Raw genomic sequence first — 19,730 nt, 5'->3', positions numbered from 1 at the left:
AGAGCAAATTGCGAAGCGCGCCGCGTTGTTGTCAGGTACGGCTGCCACTCTGTTCCTATTCAGGTAACCTCTTTGACAAGGATGACAATGCAGGGGGAACAGGGATGGTGAAACCTTTATCACAGGGAATGTATTGGCTGAGTGGCCTGTTTGTGATGTTACTGCTGGCGGGGTGTGCTCATTCTCCTCTGGAGACGACAAATCCAGCGGTTGCCCAAACCCGCTTACAGCTTGGGCTGACGTATCTGGCACATAATAATCTGGATTCGGCTCGGCAGAATCTTGAGAAGGCGGTGGCGATAGCGCCGCTGGATTATCGAACACAATTGGGAATGGCGCTTTACGAGCAGCGAATAGGTGAAAACCGTCTAGCCGAACAGCGTTATCAGCATGTGTTGGATATGGCACCGGAAAATGGCAGCGTCATGAATAATTACGGTGCGTTTCTGTGTAGTTTAGGGCAGTATGTAGCGGCGCAGCGACAGTTTAGTGCGGCTGCACAACTTCCTGATTACAGTCAGGTTGCTGATGCATTGGAAAATGCGGGGTACTGTTTTTTCAATGCTGGACAGACTGAAGACGCGCGCAATTTATTAAGTCGGGCGTTAAAATATGACCCGACGAAAGGCAGTGCTTTGCTGGCGGAAGCAAACAAACAGTTTTCTGCCGGGAAAAATGAGCAAACGCGGCTGCTGCTTGATGTTTATCAGCATAGTCTTCCGGCCAGTGCCGAAAGCTTATGGTTACAGATTCGTTTCGCCGCGTTAGCGGGCCATGATGGCGAGAAAGAACGTTATGGCAACGTGCTGGCGCGAAGTTTTCCACAATCTAAACAGTACCAGCATTTCTTAGCTAATGAATACTGAAACCACCCAAGATACAACAGAAGCAAAACTACCCGGCGAACGTCTGCGTGAGGCGCGTGAACGCCTTGGGCTGACTCAGCAAACTATTGCTGAGCGCTTGTGCCTTAAAATCACTACCGTTCGTGATATCGAAGAAGGTACAACCCCTGCCGATTTAGCGCCGACTTTTCTGCGCGGCTATATTCGTTCTTATGCCAGGTTGGTTCATTTACCCGAAGATGAGCTGCTTCCCATAGTAGATAAACAGGCCGGGCCTAAAGCGATATCGGTCTCGCCGATGCAGAGTTTTTCGCTGAAAAAAAGTCGCAAAAAGCGTGATGGCTGGCTAATGACAATCACCTGGCTGGTCGTACTGGTCGTTCTGGGACTGACGGGCGCGTGGTGGTGGCAAAACCATCAGGCTCAGCAGGCGGAGATCAACAGCATGGTCGATCACGCCACTTCAATGCAGTCGCAAACGGAAGGGCAGTCCGTTCCTTTGATGGATAGCAGTGCAGCGCAGGAAACGGCGGCATCGGGTTCCGCTGCAACATCCCCTTCAACGCCAGTCGATCTTCCTGCGACTGTCGAGGCAACACCTTCAACGCCTTCTTCCACAGCGCCTGCGCCTGCTACATCATCCAGCCAATCACCTTCACAAGCGAACGCCACACAGCCGCAGGATGCGAGTAATGCCTTGTTGGGGGCTGGGGCTGTCGCAACTGCTGCTGAGATAGCGGACAGCAATCAGGCTTCTGCGGCTCATGCATTGGTGATGACCTTCTCGGCCGATTGTTGGTTGGAAGTCACGGATGCCAGCGGTAAGAAACTGTTCAGTGGCATGCAGCGTAATGGCGGCACGCTGAATCTGGATGGTCAATCACCGTATAAACTTAAAATTGGTGCACCTGCTGCGGTACAGATTCAATTTCAAGGTAAGCCAGTCGATTTAAGTCGATTTGTGCGCAGCAGTCAGGTTGCACGCCTGACGTTGACCGCAGAATAACGTGTTGTTTAGGTAAGACTGCAATGTTGGAGATGAAGTAATGCATAACGCTGCACCCATAACCCGTCGAAAATCAACACGGATTTACGTCGGCAAGGTGCCTGTTGGTGATGGTGCGCCGATTGCGGTGCAATCCATGACCAACACACGAACCACCGACGTTGAAGCAACCGTCAATCAAATCAAAGCGCTGGAGCGTGTTGGCGTCGATATCGTCCGCGTTTCCGTACCAACTATGGACGCGGCGGAAGCCTTTAAACTTATTAAACAGCAGGTAAATGTCCCGCTCGTCGCAGACATTCATTTTGATTACCGCATCGCACTGAAAGTCGCGGAATACGGCGTCGACTGTCTGCGTATCAATCCCGGTAATATTGGTAACGAAGAGCGTATTCGCTCGGTTGTCGACTGCGCGCGTTATAACAATATCCCGATCCGTATTGGTGTTAATGGCGGTTCGCTGGAAAAGGATTTGCAGGAAAAATACGGCGAGCCAACGCCAGAAGCATTGCTGGAATCGGCGATGCGGCATGTTGATATCCTCGACCGTCTGAATTTCGATCAGTTTAAAGTCAGTGTTAAAGCCTCGGATGTTTTCCTGGCCGTGCAATCCTATCGCCTGCTGGCGGCGCGTATCGATCAGCCTTTGCACCTTGGTATCACCGAAGCTGGTGGTGCACGTAGCGGTGCGGTGAAATCGGCTATTGGTCTCGGTCTGCTGCTGTCTGAAGGTATTGGTGATACGCTGCGTATCTCATTGGCCGCCGATCCGGTTGAAGAAGTGAAAGTCGGCTTCGATATCCTGAAGTCACTGCGCATTCGTGCGCGCGGAATTAACTTCATTGCTTGCCCGACCTGCTCTCGTCAGGAGTTTGACGTGATAGGTACGGTGAACGCATTGGAGCAAAGGCTGGAAGATCTCATTACGCCGATGGACGTCTCGATTATCGGTTGCGTGGTGAATGGCCCCGGTGAAGCGCTGGTGTCTACCATTGGTGTTACGGGTGGGCATAATAAGAGCGGCTTCTATGAAGACGGCGTGCGGCAGAGAGAACGCTTTGATAACGAACAGATGATCGATCAGTTAGAAGCCAAGATCCGCGCGAAAGCCTCTATGATGGACGAAAATCAGCGTATTACCGTCAATCTGGTGGATAAGTAACTCTGACGGCGTGACGGTATGCCGTCACCCGCCTAATTCACGATTCCTGAACCCGATGGGGATGCCTCGCATTGAAGATGCGACGACAATCCCTCTATAATCGGGTTTATTTTTTGAAAAAAGCATAGAGAACTGACGTGGCAAAAAATATTCAAGCCATTCGCGGCATGAACGATTACCTGCCAGCCGAAACGGCGTTGTGGCAGCGTATTGAAAATAGCCTGAAACAGGTGCTCAGCGGCTACGGCTATAATGAAATTCGTTTGCCGATTGTTGAGCAAACGCCGCTGTTTAAGCGCGCTATCGGCGAAGTGACTGATGTCGTCGAAAAAGAGATGTATACCTTTGACGATCGCAATGGCGATAGCCTGACGCTGCGCCCGGAAGGGACAGCAGGCTGTGTTCGCGCCGGTATTGAGCACGGTATTCTCTACAATCAGGAACAGCGGCTGTGGTATGTCGGCCCGATGTTCCGCTACGAGCGTCCACAGAAAGGGCGCTACCGCCAGTTCCATCAGTTGGGCTGTGAAGTGTTTGGTCTGCAAGGGCCGGATATTGATGCCGAACTGATCCTGATGACAGCCCGCTGGTGGCGAGTACTTGGCATCGCCGATCATGTTAAATTGGAACTGAACTCGATTGGTTCGTTAGACGCGCGTGCCCGCTATCGCGAAGCGTTAGTCGCGTTTCTCGAACAGCATAAAGATCAGCTTGATGAAGACTGCCTGCGACGGATGTACACTAACCCGTTGCGCGTACTGGATACGAAAAATCCACAGATTCAAGAATTGCTGAATGACGCGCCTGTGCTGACAGACTATCTGGATGATGAATCGCGAGCACACTTTGAAGCACTGGGTGAACTTTTAACGCAGTCCGGTATCCCATATACCGTTAATCCGCGTCTGGTCCGTGGTTTGGATTACTATAACCGCACCGTATTTGAGTGGGTGACGACCAGTCTGGGCGCTCAGGGCACGGTCTGTGCCGGTGGGCGTTATGATGGTATGGTGGAGCAACTGGGCGGACACGCGACGCCAGCGGTCGGTTTTGCAATGGGGCTGGAGCGTCTGGTTCTGCTGGTGCAGTCTGTGAATCCGGATTTCAAAGCACTGCCAAGTGTAGATGCTTACCTGATTTCTTCCGGCGCGGGAACGCAGGTTGCCGCAATGCAGCTGGCGGAGAAATTACGTGATGCATTGCCACAGTTGAAATTGATGACCAATTACGGCGGCGGCAACTTTAAGAAACAATTCGCTCGCGCTGATAAATGGGGCGCACGGGTTGCATTGGTATTAGGCGAAAATGAAGTGGCGGCCGGTCAGGTTGTGGTTAAGAATCTGAGCAATGGCGAGCAGGATACATTGGCACAGGCCGACGTCGCATCGCGGCTGGCAACGTTACTGGGTTGAGGAGAGAGACACCGTGGAAGTCTATACCACAGAGAATGAACAGGTTGATGCACTACGTCGTTTCCTCGCGGAGAATGGAAAGGCGTTAGTTGTCGGTGTTGTGTTGGGCGTTGGTGCACTGGTTGGCTGGCGTTTCTGGCAAAGCCATCAAAATGACAGCGTGCAGGCGGCATCTGCGTCTTATCAGCAGGTGACGGAGCAACTGGCTGAAGGCAAATCTGAAGCGATTGCTTCAACAGAAAAATTTACGGCTGAGAATAAGAATACCTATGGTGCGCTGGCTTCTCTGGAACTGGCTCGCCATTACGTTGATCAGAAAGATTTCGCTAAAGCAGCACAGCAGCTCGTACAGGCACAGTCGCAAACTAAAGATGCCGACCTGCTGGCGGTAGTGAATCTGCGTCTGGCGCGGGTTCAGCTACAGGAAAACAAAGCGGATGATGCGTTGAAAACGTTGGATGCCATCAAACTGGAAGGCTGGGCATCACAGGTAGCAGAGGTGCGTGGCGATATTCTGGTGAGCAAAGGTGACAATCAGGCTGCGCGTGATGCGTACAACAAAGGGTTGTCTTCCAATCCATCGCAGGCACAGCAAGCGTTACTGCGCATGAAACTGAATAACCTGTCCAGCTAAGAGGAATTCCATGCAATTGCGTAAAACACTGTTGGTAGGACTGGTTTCTGTTGCCCTGCTGAGCGGATGCTCGCTGTTTAACAGCGAAGAAGATGTCGTCACTATGTCTCCACTGCCGCAGGTGGAAAACCAGTTCACGCCAACCAAGGTGTGGAACAGCTCGGTTGGGAGTGGGGTGGGTGAGTTTTATTCCAACCTTCACCCAGCATGGCAGGATAATCACGTTTTTGCTGCCGCTCGTCGTGGCACGGTGAAAGCCATGGATCTTAGCGACGGCAAAGAGATTTGGCGTGCCGATTTATCAGAGAAGACCAATTTCTTCTCCCGCAATAATCCGGCGCTGCTGTCTGGCGGAGTAACGGTTTCTGGTAACCATGTCTATGTCGGCAGCGAAAAGGCACAGGTCTACGCGCTGAATGCAGAAGATGGTACGCCGGTATGGCAGACTAAAGTGGCAGGTGAAGCGCTGTCTCGCCCTGTCGTTAGTGATGGTGTCGTACTGATTCATACCAGCAACGGTATGTTGCAGGCCTTGAATGAAGCGGATGGTGCAATCAAGTGGAGCGTTAACCTGGATATGCCGACGCTGTCTTTGCGCGGTGAATCTGCACCGACAACGGCATTTGGTGCGGCGATTGTCGGCGGTGATAACGGTCGTGTGAATGCCGTAATGATCAATCAGGGTCAGCTTATCTGGCAACAGCGTATTTCGCAGCCGAGTGGCGCAACCGAAATCGATCGTCTGAACGATGTCGACACGACGCCAGTGGTCGCGGGCGAAGTGGTTTACGCGCTAGGGTACAATGGCAACATGACTGCGCTGGATCTGCGTTCTGGTCAGGTTCTGTGGAAACGTGAACTGGGTTCAGTGCATGATTTCATCATTGACGGCGACCGCATCTATCTGGTTGATCAGGACGATCGCGTTGTTGCATTGAACACCAACGGTGGCGTGAGCCTGTGGCGTCAAAGCGATTTGTTGCACCGTAATCTAACGGCTCCGGCGCTGTATAACGGTTATCTGGTTGTGGGCGATACCGAAGGGTACCTGCACTGGCTGAATACCGCAGATGGCCGCTTTGTGGCACAACAAAAAGTGGATAGCTCTGGTTTCCTGAGCAAGCCTGTGGTTGCCAGCGATAAGCTGCTGATTCAGGCGAAAAACGGTGATGTCTACGCGTTCACTCGCTAAGTAATCCCGTATTGATTCGGAGCGCAGCGCTTTTGGATGCGTTCCCATAACGGCTCCTGACACTATCAGGGGCCGTTTCGTCTTTTTATCGTCAGCGAGTATTTCGCTGTAACGTATTGAAATATAAGTAATGAGGTTGTAACAATGATACCTGTCGTCGCGCTGGTCGGGCGCCCGAATGTGGGGAAATCCACGCTATTTAACCGCTTAACGCGCACTCGTGATGCATTGGTGGCGGATTTCCCTGGGCTGACTCGTGACCGCAAGTATGGTCGTGCAGAAGTTGAAGGGCATGAATTTATTATCGTCGATACTGGTGGTATCGACGGTACAGAAGACGGTGTGGAAACGCGCATGGCCGGTCAATCGCTGGTGGCGATTGAAGAGGCGGACATCGTGCTGTTCATGGTGGATGCTCGGGCGGGGTTGATGCCTGCGGATGAAGGTATTGCCAAGCATTTGCGCAGCCGCGAAAAGATGACGGTACTGGTTGCTAACAAAACCGATGGCCTTGATCCAGATATGGTCACGGCAGATTTTTACTCGCTCGGTATGGGAGAAGTCTATGCGATCGCAGCATCTCATGGCCGTGGCGTGACGTCGCTGCTGGAAACGGTTCTGCTGCCGTTTGTACAAGATGAAATAGAAGAGCCGGTCGAGCTAACCGAAGAAGAAGAGAATGCCGCTTATTGGGCGGCGTTAGAAGCGGAAGAACAGGCCAGCGAAGAAGAAGCGGAAGACGATTTCAATCCTGAAGATTTGCCGATCAAACTGGCGATTGTCGGGCGTCCGAACGTGGGTAAATCCACGCTGACTAACCGTATTCTGGGTGAAGAACGCGTGGTGGTGTACGACATGCCGGGCACGACGCGTGACAGTATCTACATCCCGATGGTACGCGACGAACGTGAATATATTCTGATTGATACCGCTGGGGTGCGTAAGCGCGGTAAAGTCACTGAAACGGTTGAGAAATTCTCCGTTATCAAGACGCTACAGGCGATCGAAGATGCTAACGTAGTGCTGTTGGTTATTGATGCGCGTGAAGGCATTTCCGATCAGGATCTCTCGCTGCTGGGCTTTATCCTCAATAGTGGGCGCTCACTGGTGATCGTGGTGAACAAATGGGATGGCCTGTCGCAGGAAGTGCGTGATCAGGTGAAAGATACGCTGGATCTGCGCCTCGGCTTTATCGATTTTGCCCGCATTCACTTCATTTCTGCGCTACACGGTAGCGGTGTAGGTAACCTGTTTGAGTCGGTTGCCGAAGCCTATTCTTGCGCGACTCGTCGTGTAAGCACGGCGATGTTGACGCGTGTTATGCAGATGGCGGCAGACGATCACCAACCGCCGCTAGTGCGTGGTCGCCGCGTGAAGCTGAAATATGCACATGCCGGGGGTTATAACCCACCGATTGTAGTGATCCACGGTAATCAGGTGAAAGACCTGCCGGATTCCTACAAACGCTATCTGATGAACTACTATCGCCGTTCGCTGGAAGTGATGGGCACGCCGATTCGTATTCAGTTTAAAGAAGGGGAAAACCCTTTTGCGGACAAGCGCAACACGCTGACACCAAACCAGCTACGCAAGCGTAAGCGGCTGATGTCACACCTTAAAAAAAGTAAGTGATTTACTAACGGGGCGAATAGCGATATTCGCCCCGTTTTATCTGAGACGAAACAAACTGTAGTTAACAAAACAAATAATATTCAAGGAAAGTCATGTCCTGGGAAACCTGGAGTTTTGCGTTCAACGTCACGATGCCTAATCTACTGATGCTATTAATCGGTGTGGCATTGCGTAAGCTGAATTTGTTGAACGATGCTTTTTGCGACGCTGCGATGCGGTTAGTATTCAACCTTTCTCTGCCTTGTTTGCTGTTTTTCAGTGTCGCGACCAATCATCAGGCGTTCTCAGAGCAGTGGCCGCTCGTGGTGTATGGCACAGTAGGGACGTTGGCGACCTTCCTGCTACTGGAGATAGTGGCGCTTCGCCTGGTCAAGGAACCCACAGAGAGAGGCATCTTCGTTCAGGGTGGTTTCCGTTCCAACACCGGCATTATGGGCATGGCGTTTGCGATGAGTGCCTATGGTGAGGAGGGCGTTGCCGTCGGGTCAATGTATCTGATGGTGACGGTGATTATGTTCAATGCGCTGTCCGTTATTACGCTAACGCGCAGTTTGCAGCGGCAGTCCCCGGATCAGCGTATTCCGGTGAGCACGCTGCTGCGCGGTATTGTCACCAACCCGCTGATTATCGGTTTACTCTGTGGTGCCGCATATGCGCAGAGCCATTTACCGATACCTACCGTGGTTAAGCAAACGGGCGGTTTTATTTCCTCAATGGCGCTGCCACTGGCGTTACTCTGTGCTGGAGCAAGTCTGGAATGGCGCAGTATGTTTCGCTCGTCCAACGTCGCCATGCTTTCCTCCGTGGCTAAGCTGCTGGTCGTTCCAGGACTGTTGACGTTCGGGGGATGGATGGCTGGTTTCCGGGGCGTTGAACTGGGTATTATCTTCCTGTTTTCCTCAACGCCGACGGCATCGGGAAGCTACGTGATGACGCGGGCGATGGGGGGGAACGCCACGCTGGCGGCGAATATCATCGGGCTGACGACAGCGGGAGGCTTCTTTGTGATTGCGCTAGGACTCTACTTTTTACGCTCACTGGGCGTGATTTAACACGAGCGTTGAGCGCACATGTTTAGCGATAAGGTCGGGAGGCGATAAGATGGATGCAATCTGTCCACACTGCCATAGCGTGATGGGCTGGCAAACCGGCAACACATTTCAGTGTACTGCCTGCCAGCAGCATTATCTGCGTGAGGCTACATGTCCTGAATGTAAGCACTTGCTTCAGGAATTGAAAGCCTGCGGCGCGGTGGATTATTTTTGCCAGCAGCACGGGATGATTTCCAAACGGCAGGTGGTATTTAGCTATACGCTTGCCGATTAAATTCGTCGTTACTACTCATCTTCTGTCACTGAGGTAGGCCGTTGCGCCACAGCTCAGCCAGCTCCGGCGGCGCGTTGTCTTCCGGGATTAGCAAAATAATATCGGCATACTGATTCTGCTGCGGGTGGCTGTAGCTAATACTGATACGATAATAAAATTGGTCGCCACGGCCCGGACTGTCTGGTTTGCCGGGCTCGCGAGCCTGAGGGAAAGCATTGCGGATCGCATTACAAATACGCTCCCGTTCGGATGATGGCACACTGGCGAGTGCGAAACGTCGCGTCCCCGCCAGCTTGGGAATCCAGGCGAATCCTCCTTCACGTGCCAGTTCAATAGTGGCGTCGTCGTTGAGATCCGGCATCGTTTTCATAAGAACTCCTTCCGTACCTCCACGCCCACGGTTTCCCACGATTGCTGGACGATGTCAGCAACGGTTTGGTTAAAGCGTTGGGCTGCATGTTGAATAGTATGGCGCGCGAAAATCTCGAAATCCGCATTTTGTGGTAGCGTTTTATCACACAGCGTGTCGTACCAGATTCGGCCCGCTTTTTCCCAAGAGTGGCCTCCTAGCGCGATGGCCGTCAGATAGAATGCCCGGTTGGGAATGCCCGAATTCAAATGTACACCGCCGTTATCTTCACGCGTATTTACATATTCATTCATGTGAGAGGGCTGGGGATCGATACCCAATAGCTCATCATCATACGCAGTACCTGGATGAGACATAGAGCGTAGTCCCATGCCATGGATACCGTCTGCCAGAAGCTCGGCGCCGATAAACCAGTCGGCCTGCTCAGCGGTTTGTCCTAAATGATACTGTTTGACCATGGAACCAAAGACGTCGGACAGCGATTCATTGAGGGCGCCTGACTGTCGGAAATAAATCAGTCCCGCTTCATGTTCGGTGATGCCATGAGTGAGTTCATGTGCAATCACATCGAGTGCAATCGTGAAACGGTTGAATATTTTGCCGTCGCCATCCCCAAAAACCATCTGCTGCCCGGTCCAGAAGGCATTCTGATAATCCTGACCGTAATGCACGGTGCCAGACAGCGTCAGCCCTTCAGCGTCCAGCGAATTACGTTGGAAAATCTTCCAGAAGAAGTCATAGGTTACGCCGAGATAGTCGTAGGCTTCATCTACGGCGACATCACCGTTGCTGGATTGGCCTTCTGTACGTACCAGTTTTCCGGGTAACTGTTGTAGCTGTTCTGCGTCGTGGATGATGCGATTTGCCTGCCCGGCGGGCAGTTTCTCATGAGGTTCTGGGCGCGGATTGTGGCTGACCATTAATGACTGAACGTGCATCAGCGTTTGTTGCGCGCAGTGGCGCTGCTCGTCGGTGCCGTTTGCAATAATACGATGCAAAATATAAGGGGGTATCACGCTACAAATCGGTCTGGACTTCATACCTCATCTCCTTGAAAACGCTCATCAGGGGTAACACAGACGATCAATAAAGCTCACTGTATTGTTATCCCATCAGCTTCACAGCGAATATGCGGCTTGAAGTATGACGGGCATAAATTTTAGTGAGCTGGAAATGAGTATAGTTCAGATGCCAGAGGCAAGAATGGGGGATCGCCGTCGTTTTAGGATAAATCCCCATGCTGTGAATTTTATGCTAATCGCATGGTTTTTAGGGTTGTGATGAGGGTTTTCGGCGCTTTTTCACGTAACTTGGATTTGGAACCAGCGTCGTGACCTGACTTTCCACCCAGCCGTCCTGCAAACGGGTTTTCAGTGTTTCACCGGGAGTAATTTGCGCGACATTTTTCAGCACCTTACCGTCCGGTGCTGTGGTGACGTTATAGCCTCGTGCCAGCGTTGCCAGCGGGCTAACGCCTTCCAGCCGCGAACAGACGACGCCCAGCTTCTGCTTATTTTGATTCAACTGACGATCGACCGCGCTCTGCATCTGATAGCTAAGTTGCTGTAAACGTTGTTGTGCTCGATGAATTCGGGTCTGCGGCTGCTGTTGCATCAGGCGCTGTTGTAAACGTTCACTCCGGCGCGAGGTCTGACGAAGCTGCTGCTGCATGGCATCATCCAGTCGCTGGCGCAGTTTGACCAACTGAGCCTGCTGACGTGCCAGCCGGAGCTGCGGATGCTGCTGCTGCAAGCGATGGTGTAGCCGGGTAAACTCACGATTGCGCTGGGCAAGGTAGTAGTCCATCGCCATTTCCAGGCGCTGGCGCTGGGACTGGATCTGGCGCAACAGCTCAAGTTGGTTACGACTCACTAACTCGGCAGCGGCGGACGGTGTGGGCGCACGCAGGTCACCCACGAAATCGGCGATGGTGACATCGGTTTCATGGCCGACAGCACTGACGATAGGGATGCGACTGGCGAAGATAGCGCGGGCTACGCGCTCATCGTTAAAGCTCCAGAGGTCTTCCAGCGAACCACCTCCGCGCCCGACAATTAATACGTCACACTCATCTCTCTGGTTAGCCAGCTCAATGGCGCGAACAATCTGTAGCGGTGCTTCCGCCCCTTGCACTGACGTGGGATACACGATAACCGGCAGTGACGGATCGCGACGCTGTAACACTTGCAAGATATCGTGCAGGGCAGCACCGCTGGCTGACGTAATCACACCGACCTGTTTGGCGGGCGAAGGGAGCACTTGCTTAAACTGCTGGTCGAACAACCCTTCGGCGGCGAGGCGCTGTTTGAGCTGTTCAAACTGTTGCTGTAACAGGCCGTCGCCAGCGGGCTGCATGCTTTCTGCCAGCAGCTGATAGTCGCCACGGGGCTCGTACAGCGTAATGCTCGCGCGAATGAGAACCTGCTGACCATTTTGTGGACGAAACGTCACTCTACGGTTGCTGGTGCGAAACATCGCGCAGCGTACCTGCGCCCGCTCGTCTTTCAGCGTGAAATACCAATGGCCGGATGAGGGCTGAGAAAGGTTGGAAATTTCGCCGGAGAGCCAAATCTGGCCCATTTCCATTTCCAACAGTTGTCTAACCGTCTGATTCAGGCGGCTAACGGTAAAAATTGCAGAGGAGGGAAATTGAGACATTGTGAGCCAGATCAAATTTTAAAACAGTCACTTAATTGATCGATACTACCTACCTGAAACAGGTAATCAAGCATTTTAGTAAAATAATGCTGGAGGCAACCGATTACGCTCTGTATAATGCCACGGCAATATTTTATCTATTCTTACATCCACCTTGGTGAGATATTGCCCATGCTACGTATCGCTAAAGAAGCACTGACGTTTGACGACGTCCTCCTGATTCCTGCTCATTCTACTGTTCTGCCTAATACTGCCGATCTGTCCACGCAGTTGACTAAAAACATTCGCCTGAATATTCCTATGCTGTCCGCAGCGATGGATACCGTTACCGAATCCGGCCTGGCCATTGCGCTGGCGCAGGAAGGCGGTTTGGGCTTTATTCACAAAAATATGTCGATTGAGCGTCAGGCTGAAGAAGTTAGCCGCGTGAAAAAACATGAAAGCGGCGTTGTGGTCGATCCACAGACTGTGACGCCAGAAACAACGCTGCGTGAAATGAAAGAACTGACCGAGCGTAACGGCTTTGCGGGTTATCCGGTTGTAGCAAAAGACAACGAATTGGTCGGTATTATTACCGGTCGTGACGTGCGTTTTGTTACCGATCTGGAAAAACCGGTTAGCGCGTTCATGACACCGAAAGAACGTTTGGTCACCGTTAAAGAAGGCGAAGCGCGTGATGTCGTGTTGCAAAAAATGCATGAAAAACGCGTTGAAAAAGCGCTGGTGATTGACGAGCAATTCCACCTGATCGGCATGATCACGGTAAAAGACTTCCAGAAAGCAGAACGTAAACCGAACGCCTGTAAAGACGAACACGGTCGTCTGCGCGTAGGTGCGGCGGTTGGCGCTGGCGCTGGTAACGAAGAGCGTGTTGATGCACTGGTTGCCGCTGGTGTTGACGTACTGCTGATCGACTCCTCACACGGCCATTCCGAAGGCGTATTGCAGCGTATTCGTGAAACACGCGCTAAATACCCGAACCTCGAAATCATCGGCGGTAACGTTGCAACGGGCTCAGGTGCGAAAGCGCTGGTTGAAGCGGGCGTTAGCGCGGTCAAAGTGGGTATCGGCCCAGGCTCTATCTGTACCACTCGTATCGTTACTGGTGTGGGCGTACCGCAGATTACGGCGATCTCCGATGCGGTTGAAGCGCTGGAAGGCACGGGCATTCCGGTCATCGCCGACGGAGGTATCCGCTTCTCCGGTGACATCGCTAAAGCCATCGCAGCAGGCGCAGCCTGTGTCATGGTCGGTTCTATGCTGGCGGGCACGGAAGAGTCTCCGGGCGAAATCGAACTGTATCAGGGTCGTTCATTCAAATCTTATCGCGGTATGGGGTCGCTGGGCGCGATGTCCAAGGGCTCATCAGACCGTTACTTCCAGACCGATAACGCGGCTGACAAACTGGTGCCGGAAGGTATCGAAGGCCGCGTCGCCTACAAAGGCCACCTGAAAGAGATTGTTCACCAGCAGATGGGCGGCTTGCGCTCCTGCATGGGGCTGACTGGTTGCGGCACCATTGATGCGCTACGCACGCAGGCTGAGTTTGTCCGCATCAGCGGCGCGGGCATTCAGGAAAGCCACGTTCACGACGTTACCATTACTAAAGAGTCACCAAACTACCGTATGGGTTCATAAGGTAATTTGCGGGCTGATTTAACCCGATAAACCCGGTACCATTGCCTATCTTTTTAGGGCTATTCGCCGGGTTTACTTATTTTTTAGCTTTTTGGAACATGCTCCTCATGACGCAAAACATTCATCAACACCGCATTCTTATTCTGGATTTCGGCTCGCAGTACACGCAACTGGTTGCTCGTCGCGTGCGTGAACTGGGCGTTTACTGTGAACTGTGGGCATGGGATGTCACGGAAGCGCAGATTCGCGGGTTTAATCCGAACGGGATTATCCTGTCCGGTGGCCCGGAAAGCACCACCAAGTTTGGCAGCCCGCGCGCGCCAGAATACGTTTTCAACGCTGGTGTACCGGTATTAGGCGTGTGCTACGGCATGCAAACGATGGCGATGCAGTTGGGTGGCCACGTTGAAGGTTCCAACGAGCGTGAGTTTGGTTATGCGCAGGTAGAAGTTAAAACGAATAGCGCGCTGGTGCGTGATATTCAGGATGCGTTGAGCGCCACGGGCGCACCGCTGCTGGATGTCTGGATGAGCCACGGCGACAAAGTAACGGCGATCCCGGAAGGGTTTGAGACCGTTGCCAGCACCGATACTTGTCCGTTCGCTATCATGGCTAACGAAGAGAAACGTTTTTACGGCGTGCAGTTCCACCCGGAAGTGACGCACACGCGTCAGGGGCTGCGGATGTTAGAGCGTTTTGTTCTTGATATCTGCCAGTGTGAAGCACTGTGGACGCCAGCCAAGATTATCGACGATGCAGTGAGCCGTATTCGTGAGCAGGTGGGTAACGACCGCGTGATTCTGGGTCTGTCTGGCGGCGTGGATTCTTCCGTCACCGCGATGCTGCTGCACCGTGCGATTGGTGATCGTCTGACCTGTGTGTTTGTCGATAACGGCCTGCTGCGTTTGAACGAAGCCGATCAGGTTCTGGAAATGTTCGGCGATCATTTCGGTCTGAACATTGTGCACGTAGCAGCGGAAGATCGCTTCCTGGGCGAGCTGGCGGGTGAAAACGATCCAGAAGCCAAGCGTAAAATCATCGGTCGCGTGTTTGTTGAAGTGTTTGATGAAGAAGCCAGCAAGCAAGCTGAAGTGAAATGGCTGGCGCAAGGCACCATCTACCCGGACGTCATCGAATCCGCAGCCTCTGCGACGGGCAAAGCGCACGTGATCAAATCACACCACAACGTGGGTGGCCTGCCAAAAGAGATGAAGCTGGGGCTGGTTGAGCCGCTGAAAGAGCTGTTCAAAGACGAAGTGCGCAAGATCGGTCTGGAACTGGGTCTGCCGTACAACATGCTGTACCGCCATCCGTTCCCGGGGCCGGGTCTGGGCGTGCGCGTACTGGGTGAAGTGAAGAAAGAATACTGTGACCTGCTGCGTCGTGCGGATGCGATCTTTATCGAAGAACTGCACAAAGCCGATCTGTACAACAAGGTTAGCCAGGCATTTACCGTCTTCCTGCCAGTCCGTTCCGTAGGCGTGATGGGTGATGGCCGTAAATACGATTGGGTTGTCGCGCTGCGCGCGGTAGAAACCATCGACTTTATGACCGCGCACTGGGCACATCTGCCATACGATTTCCTCGGCCGCGTTTCCAACCGCATCATCAACGAAGTCGACGGCATCTCCCGCGTCGTCTACGATGTATCGGGCAAGCCACCGGCAACGATTGAGTGGGAATAAGTTTTTAGCATCCACTGACATCCGTTAACGTCTAAAATCGCCAGTAAAATCATAGGGTTTACTGGCGATTTTTTCTTTTGTGAGCCATAGAAATCCATTTGAATCCATTCTCTGATACCGTCATTTTTGACGGTAGCGTTTTTCGTCTGCTGTGCTAAGTTGGAAAAATACCGTCGCGGGTGACGGTACTTTGGAAGCAGAATGGGAGGCGGAGATGTTGACGGATACCCGGTTGAAATCGCTGAAACCTAAAGAACGGCTTTACAAGGTTGCCGATCGCGACGGGATGTATGTGGCGGTGTTGCCTTCGGGAACCATTTCGTTCCGCTACGATTATCGTATCAACGGCAGACGGGAAACGCTGGCGATAGGCAAATACGGCCCGATCACGCTGTCAGAGGCCAGAGAACGGTTAAGGGAAGCCAAGAGGCTGATCGAACAGGGTATTTCTCCGGCTATTGAAAAACAACGCCAGAAACAGCAGGCCAAATCCACTTATTTCGGCGACTGGATGACGCGCTGGTTTGACGATGCCAACTACAAAGACAGTACGCGCCGCATGATACAGGGCATTATCAAACGCGACGTCGCGCCGAAATTCGGCAAAAAGCTGTTAAGCGAAATCACGCCCGATATACTGCGCAACCACTGCGATAAGGTGAAAAGCCGTGGCGCGGCGGCATCGGCGGTGAAAACGCGCGATATTATCGGCTGCGTATTTACCTACGCCAAAGCGCGCGGCGTGAAATGCGACAATCCGGCGGAGCACGTGCCGCCGTCCACTATCGCCACCTTTGTTCCACGGGATAGGGCGCTATCCAAAAAAGAGATTGGCCTGTTTTTTAATACGTTAAAAAACGCGCAAACTTCTCATGCGCTAAAAGTTGCGCTCAAGATCATTATGCTGACGCTGGTCAGAAAAAACTCCGTTGTTAATGCCACATGGGATGAGATTGATTTTGTGAATGCCGAATGGACCATACCGGCGGAGAAAATGAAAGCCAGCCGCCGTGGCGCGGGGCGTCCGCATGTGGTCTATCTCTCCCGGCAGGCGTTGGATCTGTTTATGCAGTTACATATTCTGGCAGCGGGATCGCCGTTTGTACTGCCGAGTTTCGGCCAGTCTCAACATGGTACGATCGCGTTAAGTTCGCTCAACCGCGCAGCGAATCACGCGATCCAACTGGCACAAAAGCAAGGGCTACCATTAGGAGATTTCACCATCCACGATATGCGCCGCACCGCCTCCACGCATCTGCATGAAGCCGGGTATAACTCGGACTGGATAGAAAAAGCCCTTGCCCACGAACAGCGCGGCGTTCGGGCGGTTTACAACAAGGCGGAATACGCCGAACAACGCCGGAAGATGTTGCAGGATTGGGCGGATATGGTTGATGGGTGGGTTGGGGAGTATGGCGAAATAATTAATTGGAATCATACTACTTAAATTTTCTCGTGGATACTTCAATTCAATACCCGTGTCGAATAGTGCTTCACTTTTTGTTATCACTTTTTGAGGCAAGGGACAGGAGCATTCATTCTAGCCACCAAACGACATTATATGGGAGTTACGATGTGGTGCTAAACAACCTACACGCCAATAAATAATAGATGCGGTAATATCAGACGCAACTATTTAGTTATGGCAGTAATTAGTTTTACTAGTAAAGCTAATGTTTTTATTAAAGATATTATAAAATAAAGAATTGTGCCATTAAGGAAATAATGTTATTAATTGGAGTGATGTAAGTGGAGGTGATTATATTGTTTTATGTTGGATTCATAAAGTGAATTTTTTATAATGCTACGATTAAACTGTTTATTGTGAAAATGTATATGGTGCATGCAATATTGCAAGCTGTGATAGGTTTTTGACATCATTAAATGGTGTGGAGTGAAAATGTTGAATATATCTCTGGTATTTTGGCCATTCTTTTATATATCGACTTCCGCCGTGAACTAATTCGTTGCGAAGATCAAATAACCAAGAAGCTTTTTCTGAAAATTTAGGATCAATTCCTAATGCTTTAACTCCTGATAGGATAGATTGTTCAACAGTCCCTCTTTGTCCAAATAATGCATCTAATGCTACAAAATAATTAATATATGCTTCAATATCATCTGAGTTCATGCCTCGGTTTAAAAAATGAGCACATTTTTCAATTCTATCTTTGCTTTGTAAACTACAAATTGATAATCGATTATACCAGTTTTTTATTTCTGTTATTTCATCGGGACCAATTGGTATTTGAGACGCGTAGAATGGAGTTAATGACCCAATATTACTTCTGGTTATTTTTTGATCTATGTTGTCACAATGAGGAAATTGTATACAGAAATCTGCTGATTGAGCCATGGATTTATGATATGAATATTTTGCTCTTTTTGATGCGCTAGAGAAAAGGATAGAAAGAAATTTTCTAAACTTTAAAGAACTGCTAAATTTTGTTCCTTCCTGTGTTCCATTTTCTTCTGAAACCAATAGGCATGTAAATTCGTTTTGAGGCATAAAAGTGCGATCTTGTCTCCCAGCAATTATTGGATTTTCTGGCGTCCATCCATTAAATAAAAATCCTTTGTCAATTAATGTATTCCAATATTTTCTATCATTTTTAGCTATTGCATGGATTGAATCTTCAATTAAATAGAAGCTAGTTATTTGAAATCTTGGTACTAAATATATAGTGCATCTTCTACAAATTAAGATATTTATATTTTCCTCTGTAGCTGAAAGTATAGTTTTTGCGTATTGTGTAACAGGAATTATTCGGCAATCGAACAGTGATCTTTTTTTTGAAAAACATACGGCATCTGTATCGAAAATATCACGATTAGTGCATATTTCTTGCAGGGTTTTTATTATCGTTTCTGAACATGTTTCTGGGTCACAATCTTTAAAATAAGGAAACTCTTGAATAATAAGATTGACCAAAGATTCTCGAACATTAAACATGTCTTTATTATACCACCACGTCAGTACTATTCCTGTAGGAAATGAAAATGGGGAATGTTTTCCAGGAAAAAACTGGGCTGCCGGATGCTTTGAAGGATCTTCCGAGATTAGCAGTATGCTTTTAGTTAGATGAACTATTTGGCTGAGAATTGGAGTCAATTTTTTCTCTTATTCTTAATAAGAAGATGTGATATTAATGATCATTTCTACACACTATTCAACTAGAAATTTAAAGATCAAACAAATCCTTCATTTTAATCTCCAACCCATCAGCAATAACCCCAATGACTTCCAACGTCGGATTTCTAACGCCTCGTTCAATGCCGCTAATATAGGTGCGATCCAAACCGCACTTATCGGCGAAAGCCTCTTGGGAGAGTCCTGCCTGTAAGCGAAGTGTTTTTACGCGTTGTCCAAAACGGACGGTGATGTTTTTTGCATTTTCCATGCAGGTAAGCATTATCTCTTGTTGTTTATCAGACCACGGACGATGAGTCACATATGAGAGATTTTGTCGATTTAATCGGTAAGGTTGGAATGTCAGGCAGGATCGTGAAATGCAAACAGCGTGGTTAGATCGGTATGTAACCCAATTGCGATGATGTTGAGCACTTCCAGCGTTGGGTTTCTGATCCCACGTTCAATGCCGCTGATATAGGTACGATCCAGCCCGCACTTTTCCGCAAAGGCTTCCTGAGACAGGCCAGCCTGCAATCTGAGCGCCTTAACGCGTTGTCCTAACAGGACTTTGATCGAATCGGATGTTTTCATGTGACAAGCATTCGGTTTTGATGCTTATCAGTCCACGGACTATTAGTCACAATCGTTAGTTTTTGTGCTACTATGTGACTAATAGTCAACAATGTGGGAGGACATATGGAACAACATGACTGGCATCCGGCGGATATCATTGCGAGTTTAAGAAAGCAGGGAACAACATTGTCGGCGATTTCCAGAGAGGCGGGATTGGCGTCGTCCACGTTGGCAAATGCGTTGACACGTCACTGGCCGAAAGGAGAGCGCCTGATCGCTGAAGCGCTGAATAAACGCCCCGAAGAGATCTGGCCTTCGCGCTATCAAAACAGCGGGCGTGGGCAGAGTGGGGCAGGGGAGTCAAAATGAAGGCCCCTCCGGCGTAAATTCACAAAACGTTACATTTTGCACAGGTGGATTTCGGCGCTCCCTAACGGATTTCTATGGAATGGAAATCCGTTAGG

At 50.6% G+C, this 19,730-nt stretch carries 19 protein-coding genes; 13 read left to right on the top strand and 6 right to left on the bottom strand.

Translation table 11 applies throughout. The annotated features are described in order from the left end of the window. Positions 1–104: 104 nt before the first annotated feature. From pilW to KP22_RS17535, 9 genes are all read left to right on the top strand, one after another. Positions 105–866, top strand: a complete 762-nt coding sequence (gene pilW / locus KP22_RS17575; protein ID WP_039325459.1) for a type IV pilus biogenesis/stability protein PilW — start codon at positions 105–107, stop codon at positions 864–866. Next, positions 856–1,851 (top strand): cytoskeleton protein RodZ, encoded by a 996-nt coding sequence (gene rodZ, locus KP22_RS17570; RefSeq protein ID WP_039306169.1) that lies wholly within the window; start codon positions 856–858, stop codon positions 1,849–1,851. Before pilW ends, rodZ begins: the two co-directional genes overlap by 11 nt. Positions 1,852–1,891: 40 nt before the next feature. After that, entirely contained in the window at positions 1,892–3,013 is a 1,122-nt protein-coding gene (gene ispG / locus KP22_RS17565) for a flavodoxin-dependent (E)-4-hydroxy-3-methylbut-2-enyl-diphosphate synthase (RefSeq protein ID WP_014698959.1), read from the top strand. A gap of 137 nt (positions 3,014–3,150) precedes the next feature. Further along, positions 3,151–4,425, top strand: coding sequence for a histidine--tRNA ligase (gene hisS, locus KP22_RS17560; protein ID WP_039306172.1), 1,275 nt, complete (start codon positions 3,151–3,153; stop codon positions 4,423–4,425). A gap of 13 nt (positions 4,426–4,438) precedes the next feature. Further along, a complete protein-coding gene (locus tag KP22_RS17555; protein WP_039325457.1) occupies positions 4,439–5,059 on the top strand; it encodes a YfgM family protein in 621 nt (206 codons plus the stop codon). Positions 5,060–5,069: 10 nt separating this feature from the next. Then, entirely contained in the window at positions 5,070–6,251 is a 1,182-nt protein-coding gene (gene bamB / locus KP22_RS17550) for an outer membrane protein assembly factor BamB (RefSeq protein ID WP_039325455.1), read from the top strand. Positions 6,252–6,395: 144 nt separating this feature from the next. Beyond that, positions 6,396–7,883: a ribosome biogenesis GTPase Der gene (der, locus tag KP22_RS17545; protein WP_039306182.1), complete on the top strand. Its 1,488-nt coding sequence runs from the start codon at positions 6,396–6,398 to the stop codon at positions 7,881–7,883. A 92-nt stretch (positions 7,884–7,975) separates the two neighbouring features. Beyond that, positions 7,976–8,935, top strand: coding sequence for an AEC family transporter (locus KP22_RS17540; RefSeq protein WP_039306184.1), 960 nt, complete (start codon positions 7,976–7,978; stop codon positions 8,933–8,935). Positions 8,936–8,984: 49 nt separating this feature from the next. Beyond that, positions 8,985–9,209 (top strand): zinc ribbon domain-containing protein, encoded by a 225-nt coding sequence (locus tag KP22_RS17535; RefSeq protein WP_039306187.1) that lies wholly within the window; start codon positions 8,985–8,987, stop codon positions 9,207–9,209. A gap of 25 nt (positions 9,210–9,234) precedes the next feature. Here KP22_RS17535 and KP22_RS17530 read toward each other — a convergent pair whose 3' ends face one another. The 3 genes from KP22_RS17530 to xseA form a co-directional block, all read right to left on the bottom strand. Further along, positions 9,235–9,579 (bottom strand): protealysin inhibitor emfourin, encoded by a 345-nt coding sequence (locus KP22_RS17530; protein ID WP_039306191.1) that lies wholly within the window; start codon positions 9,577–9,579, stop codon positions 9,235–9,237. After that, positions 9,576–10,619, bottom strand: coding sequence for a M4 family metallopeptidase (locus KP22_RS17525; protein ID WP_039325453.1), 1,044 nt, complete (start codon positions 10,617–10,619; stop codon positions 9,576–9,578). Before KP22_RS17525 ends, KP22_RS17530 begins: the two co-directional genes overlap by 4 nt. A gap of 229 nt (positions 10,620–10,848) precedes the next feature. Beyond that, positions 10,849–12,237, bottom strand: coding sequence for an exodeoxyribonuclease VII large subunit (gene xseA, locus KP22_RS17520; protein WP_039325451.1), 1,389 nt, complete (start codon positions 12,235–12,237; stop codon positions 10,849–10,851). A gap of 171 nt (positions 12,238–12,408) precedes the next feature. Here xseA and guaB point away from each other — a divergent pair, with 171 nt between their 5' ends. The 3 genes from guaB (at position 12,409) to KP22_RS17505 (ending at position 17,007) form a co-directional block, all read left to right on the top strand. After that, positions 12,409–13,875, top strand: a complete 1,467-nt coding sequence (gene guaB / locus KP22_RS17515; protein WP_039306199.1) for an IMP dehydrogenase — start codon at positions 12,409–12,411, stop codon at positions 13,873–13,875. Positions 13,876–13,982: 107 nt separating this feature from the next. After that, positions 13,983–15,560, top strand: coding sequence for a glutamine-hydrolyzing GMP synthase (gene guaA / locus KP22_RS17510; RefSeq protein ID WP_039306202.1), 1,578 nt, complete (start codon positions 13,983–13,985; stop codon positions 15,558–15,560). 214 nt (positions 15,561–15,774) lie between these two features. Next, on the top strand, positions 15,775–17,007 hold the full coding sequence (locus tag KP22_RS17505) for a tyrosine-type recombinase/integrase (protein WP_039325449.1): 1,233 nt from the start codon (positions 15,775–15,777) through the stop codon (positions 17,005–17,007). Positions 17,008–17,379: 372 nt separating this feature from the next. Here KP22_RS17505 and KP22_RS22480 read toward each other — a convergent pair whose 3' ends face one another. From KP22_RS22480 to KP22_RS17495, 3 genes are all read right to left on the bottom strand, one after another. Further along, positions 17,380–18,672, bottom strand: a complete 1,293-nt coding sequence (locus KP22_RS22480) for a HEPN domain-containing protein (RefSeq protein WP_156107284.1) — start codon at positions 18,670–18,672, stop codon at positions 17,380–17,382. A 70-nt stretch (positions 18,673–18,742) separates the two neighbouring features. Continuing rightward, the gene (locus tag KP22_RS17500) at positions 18,743–18,961 is read right to left on the bottom strand and encodes a helix-turn-helix domain-containing protein (RefSeq protein ID WP_039325506.1); all 219 of its coding nucleotides are present in this window, start codon (positions 18,959–18,961) and stop codon (positions 18,743–18,745) included. 92 nt (positions 18,962–19,053) lie between these two features. Next, complete coding sequence (locus KP22_RS17495) at positions 19,054–19,284, bottom strand: helix-turn-helix domain-containing protein (protein ID WP_025919135.1); 231 nt, start codon at positions 19,282–19,284, stop codon at positions 19,054–19,056. A gap of 105 nt (positions 19,285–19,389) precedes the next feature. Between KP22_RS17495 and KP22_RS17490 the strand changes: the two genes are divergently transcribed. Next, on the top strand, positions 19,390–19,635 hold the full coding sequence (locus KP22_RS17490; protein WP_025919136.1) for a helix-turn-helix domain-containing protein: 246 nt from the start codon (positions 19,390–19,392) through the stop codon (positions 19,633–19,635). The last annotated feature ends 95 nt before the right edge of the window (positions 19,636–19,730 follow it).

Origin of the sequence: Pectobacterium betavasculorum, from assembly GCF_000749845.1 — a bacterium.
GTDB classification, from domain to species: domain Bacteria; phylum Pseudomonadota; class Gammaproteobacteria; order Enterobacterales; family Enterobacteriaceae; genus Pectobacterium; species Pectobacterium betavasculorum.
This window is presented reverse-complemented; position numbering and strand designations above follow the sequence as displayed.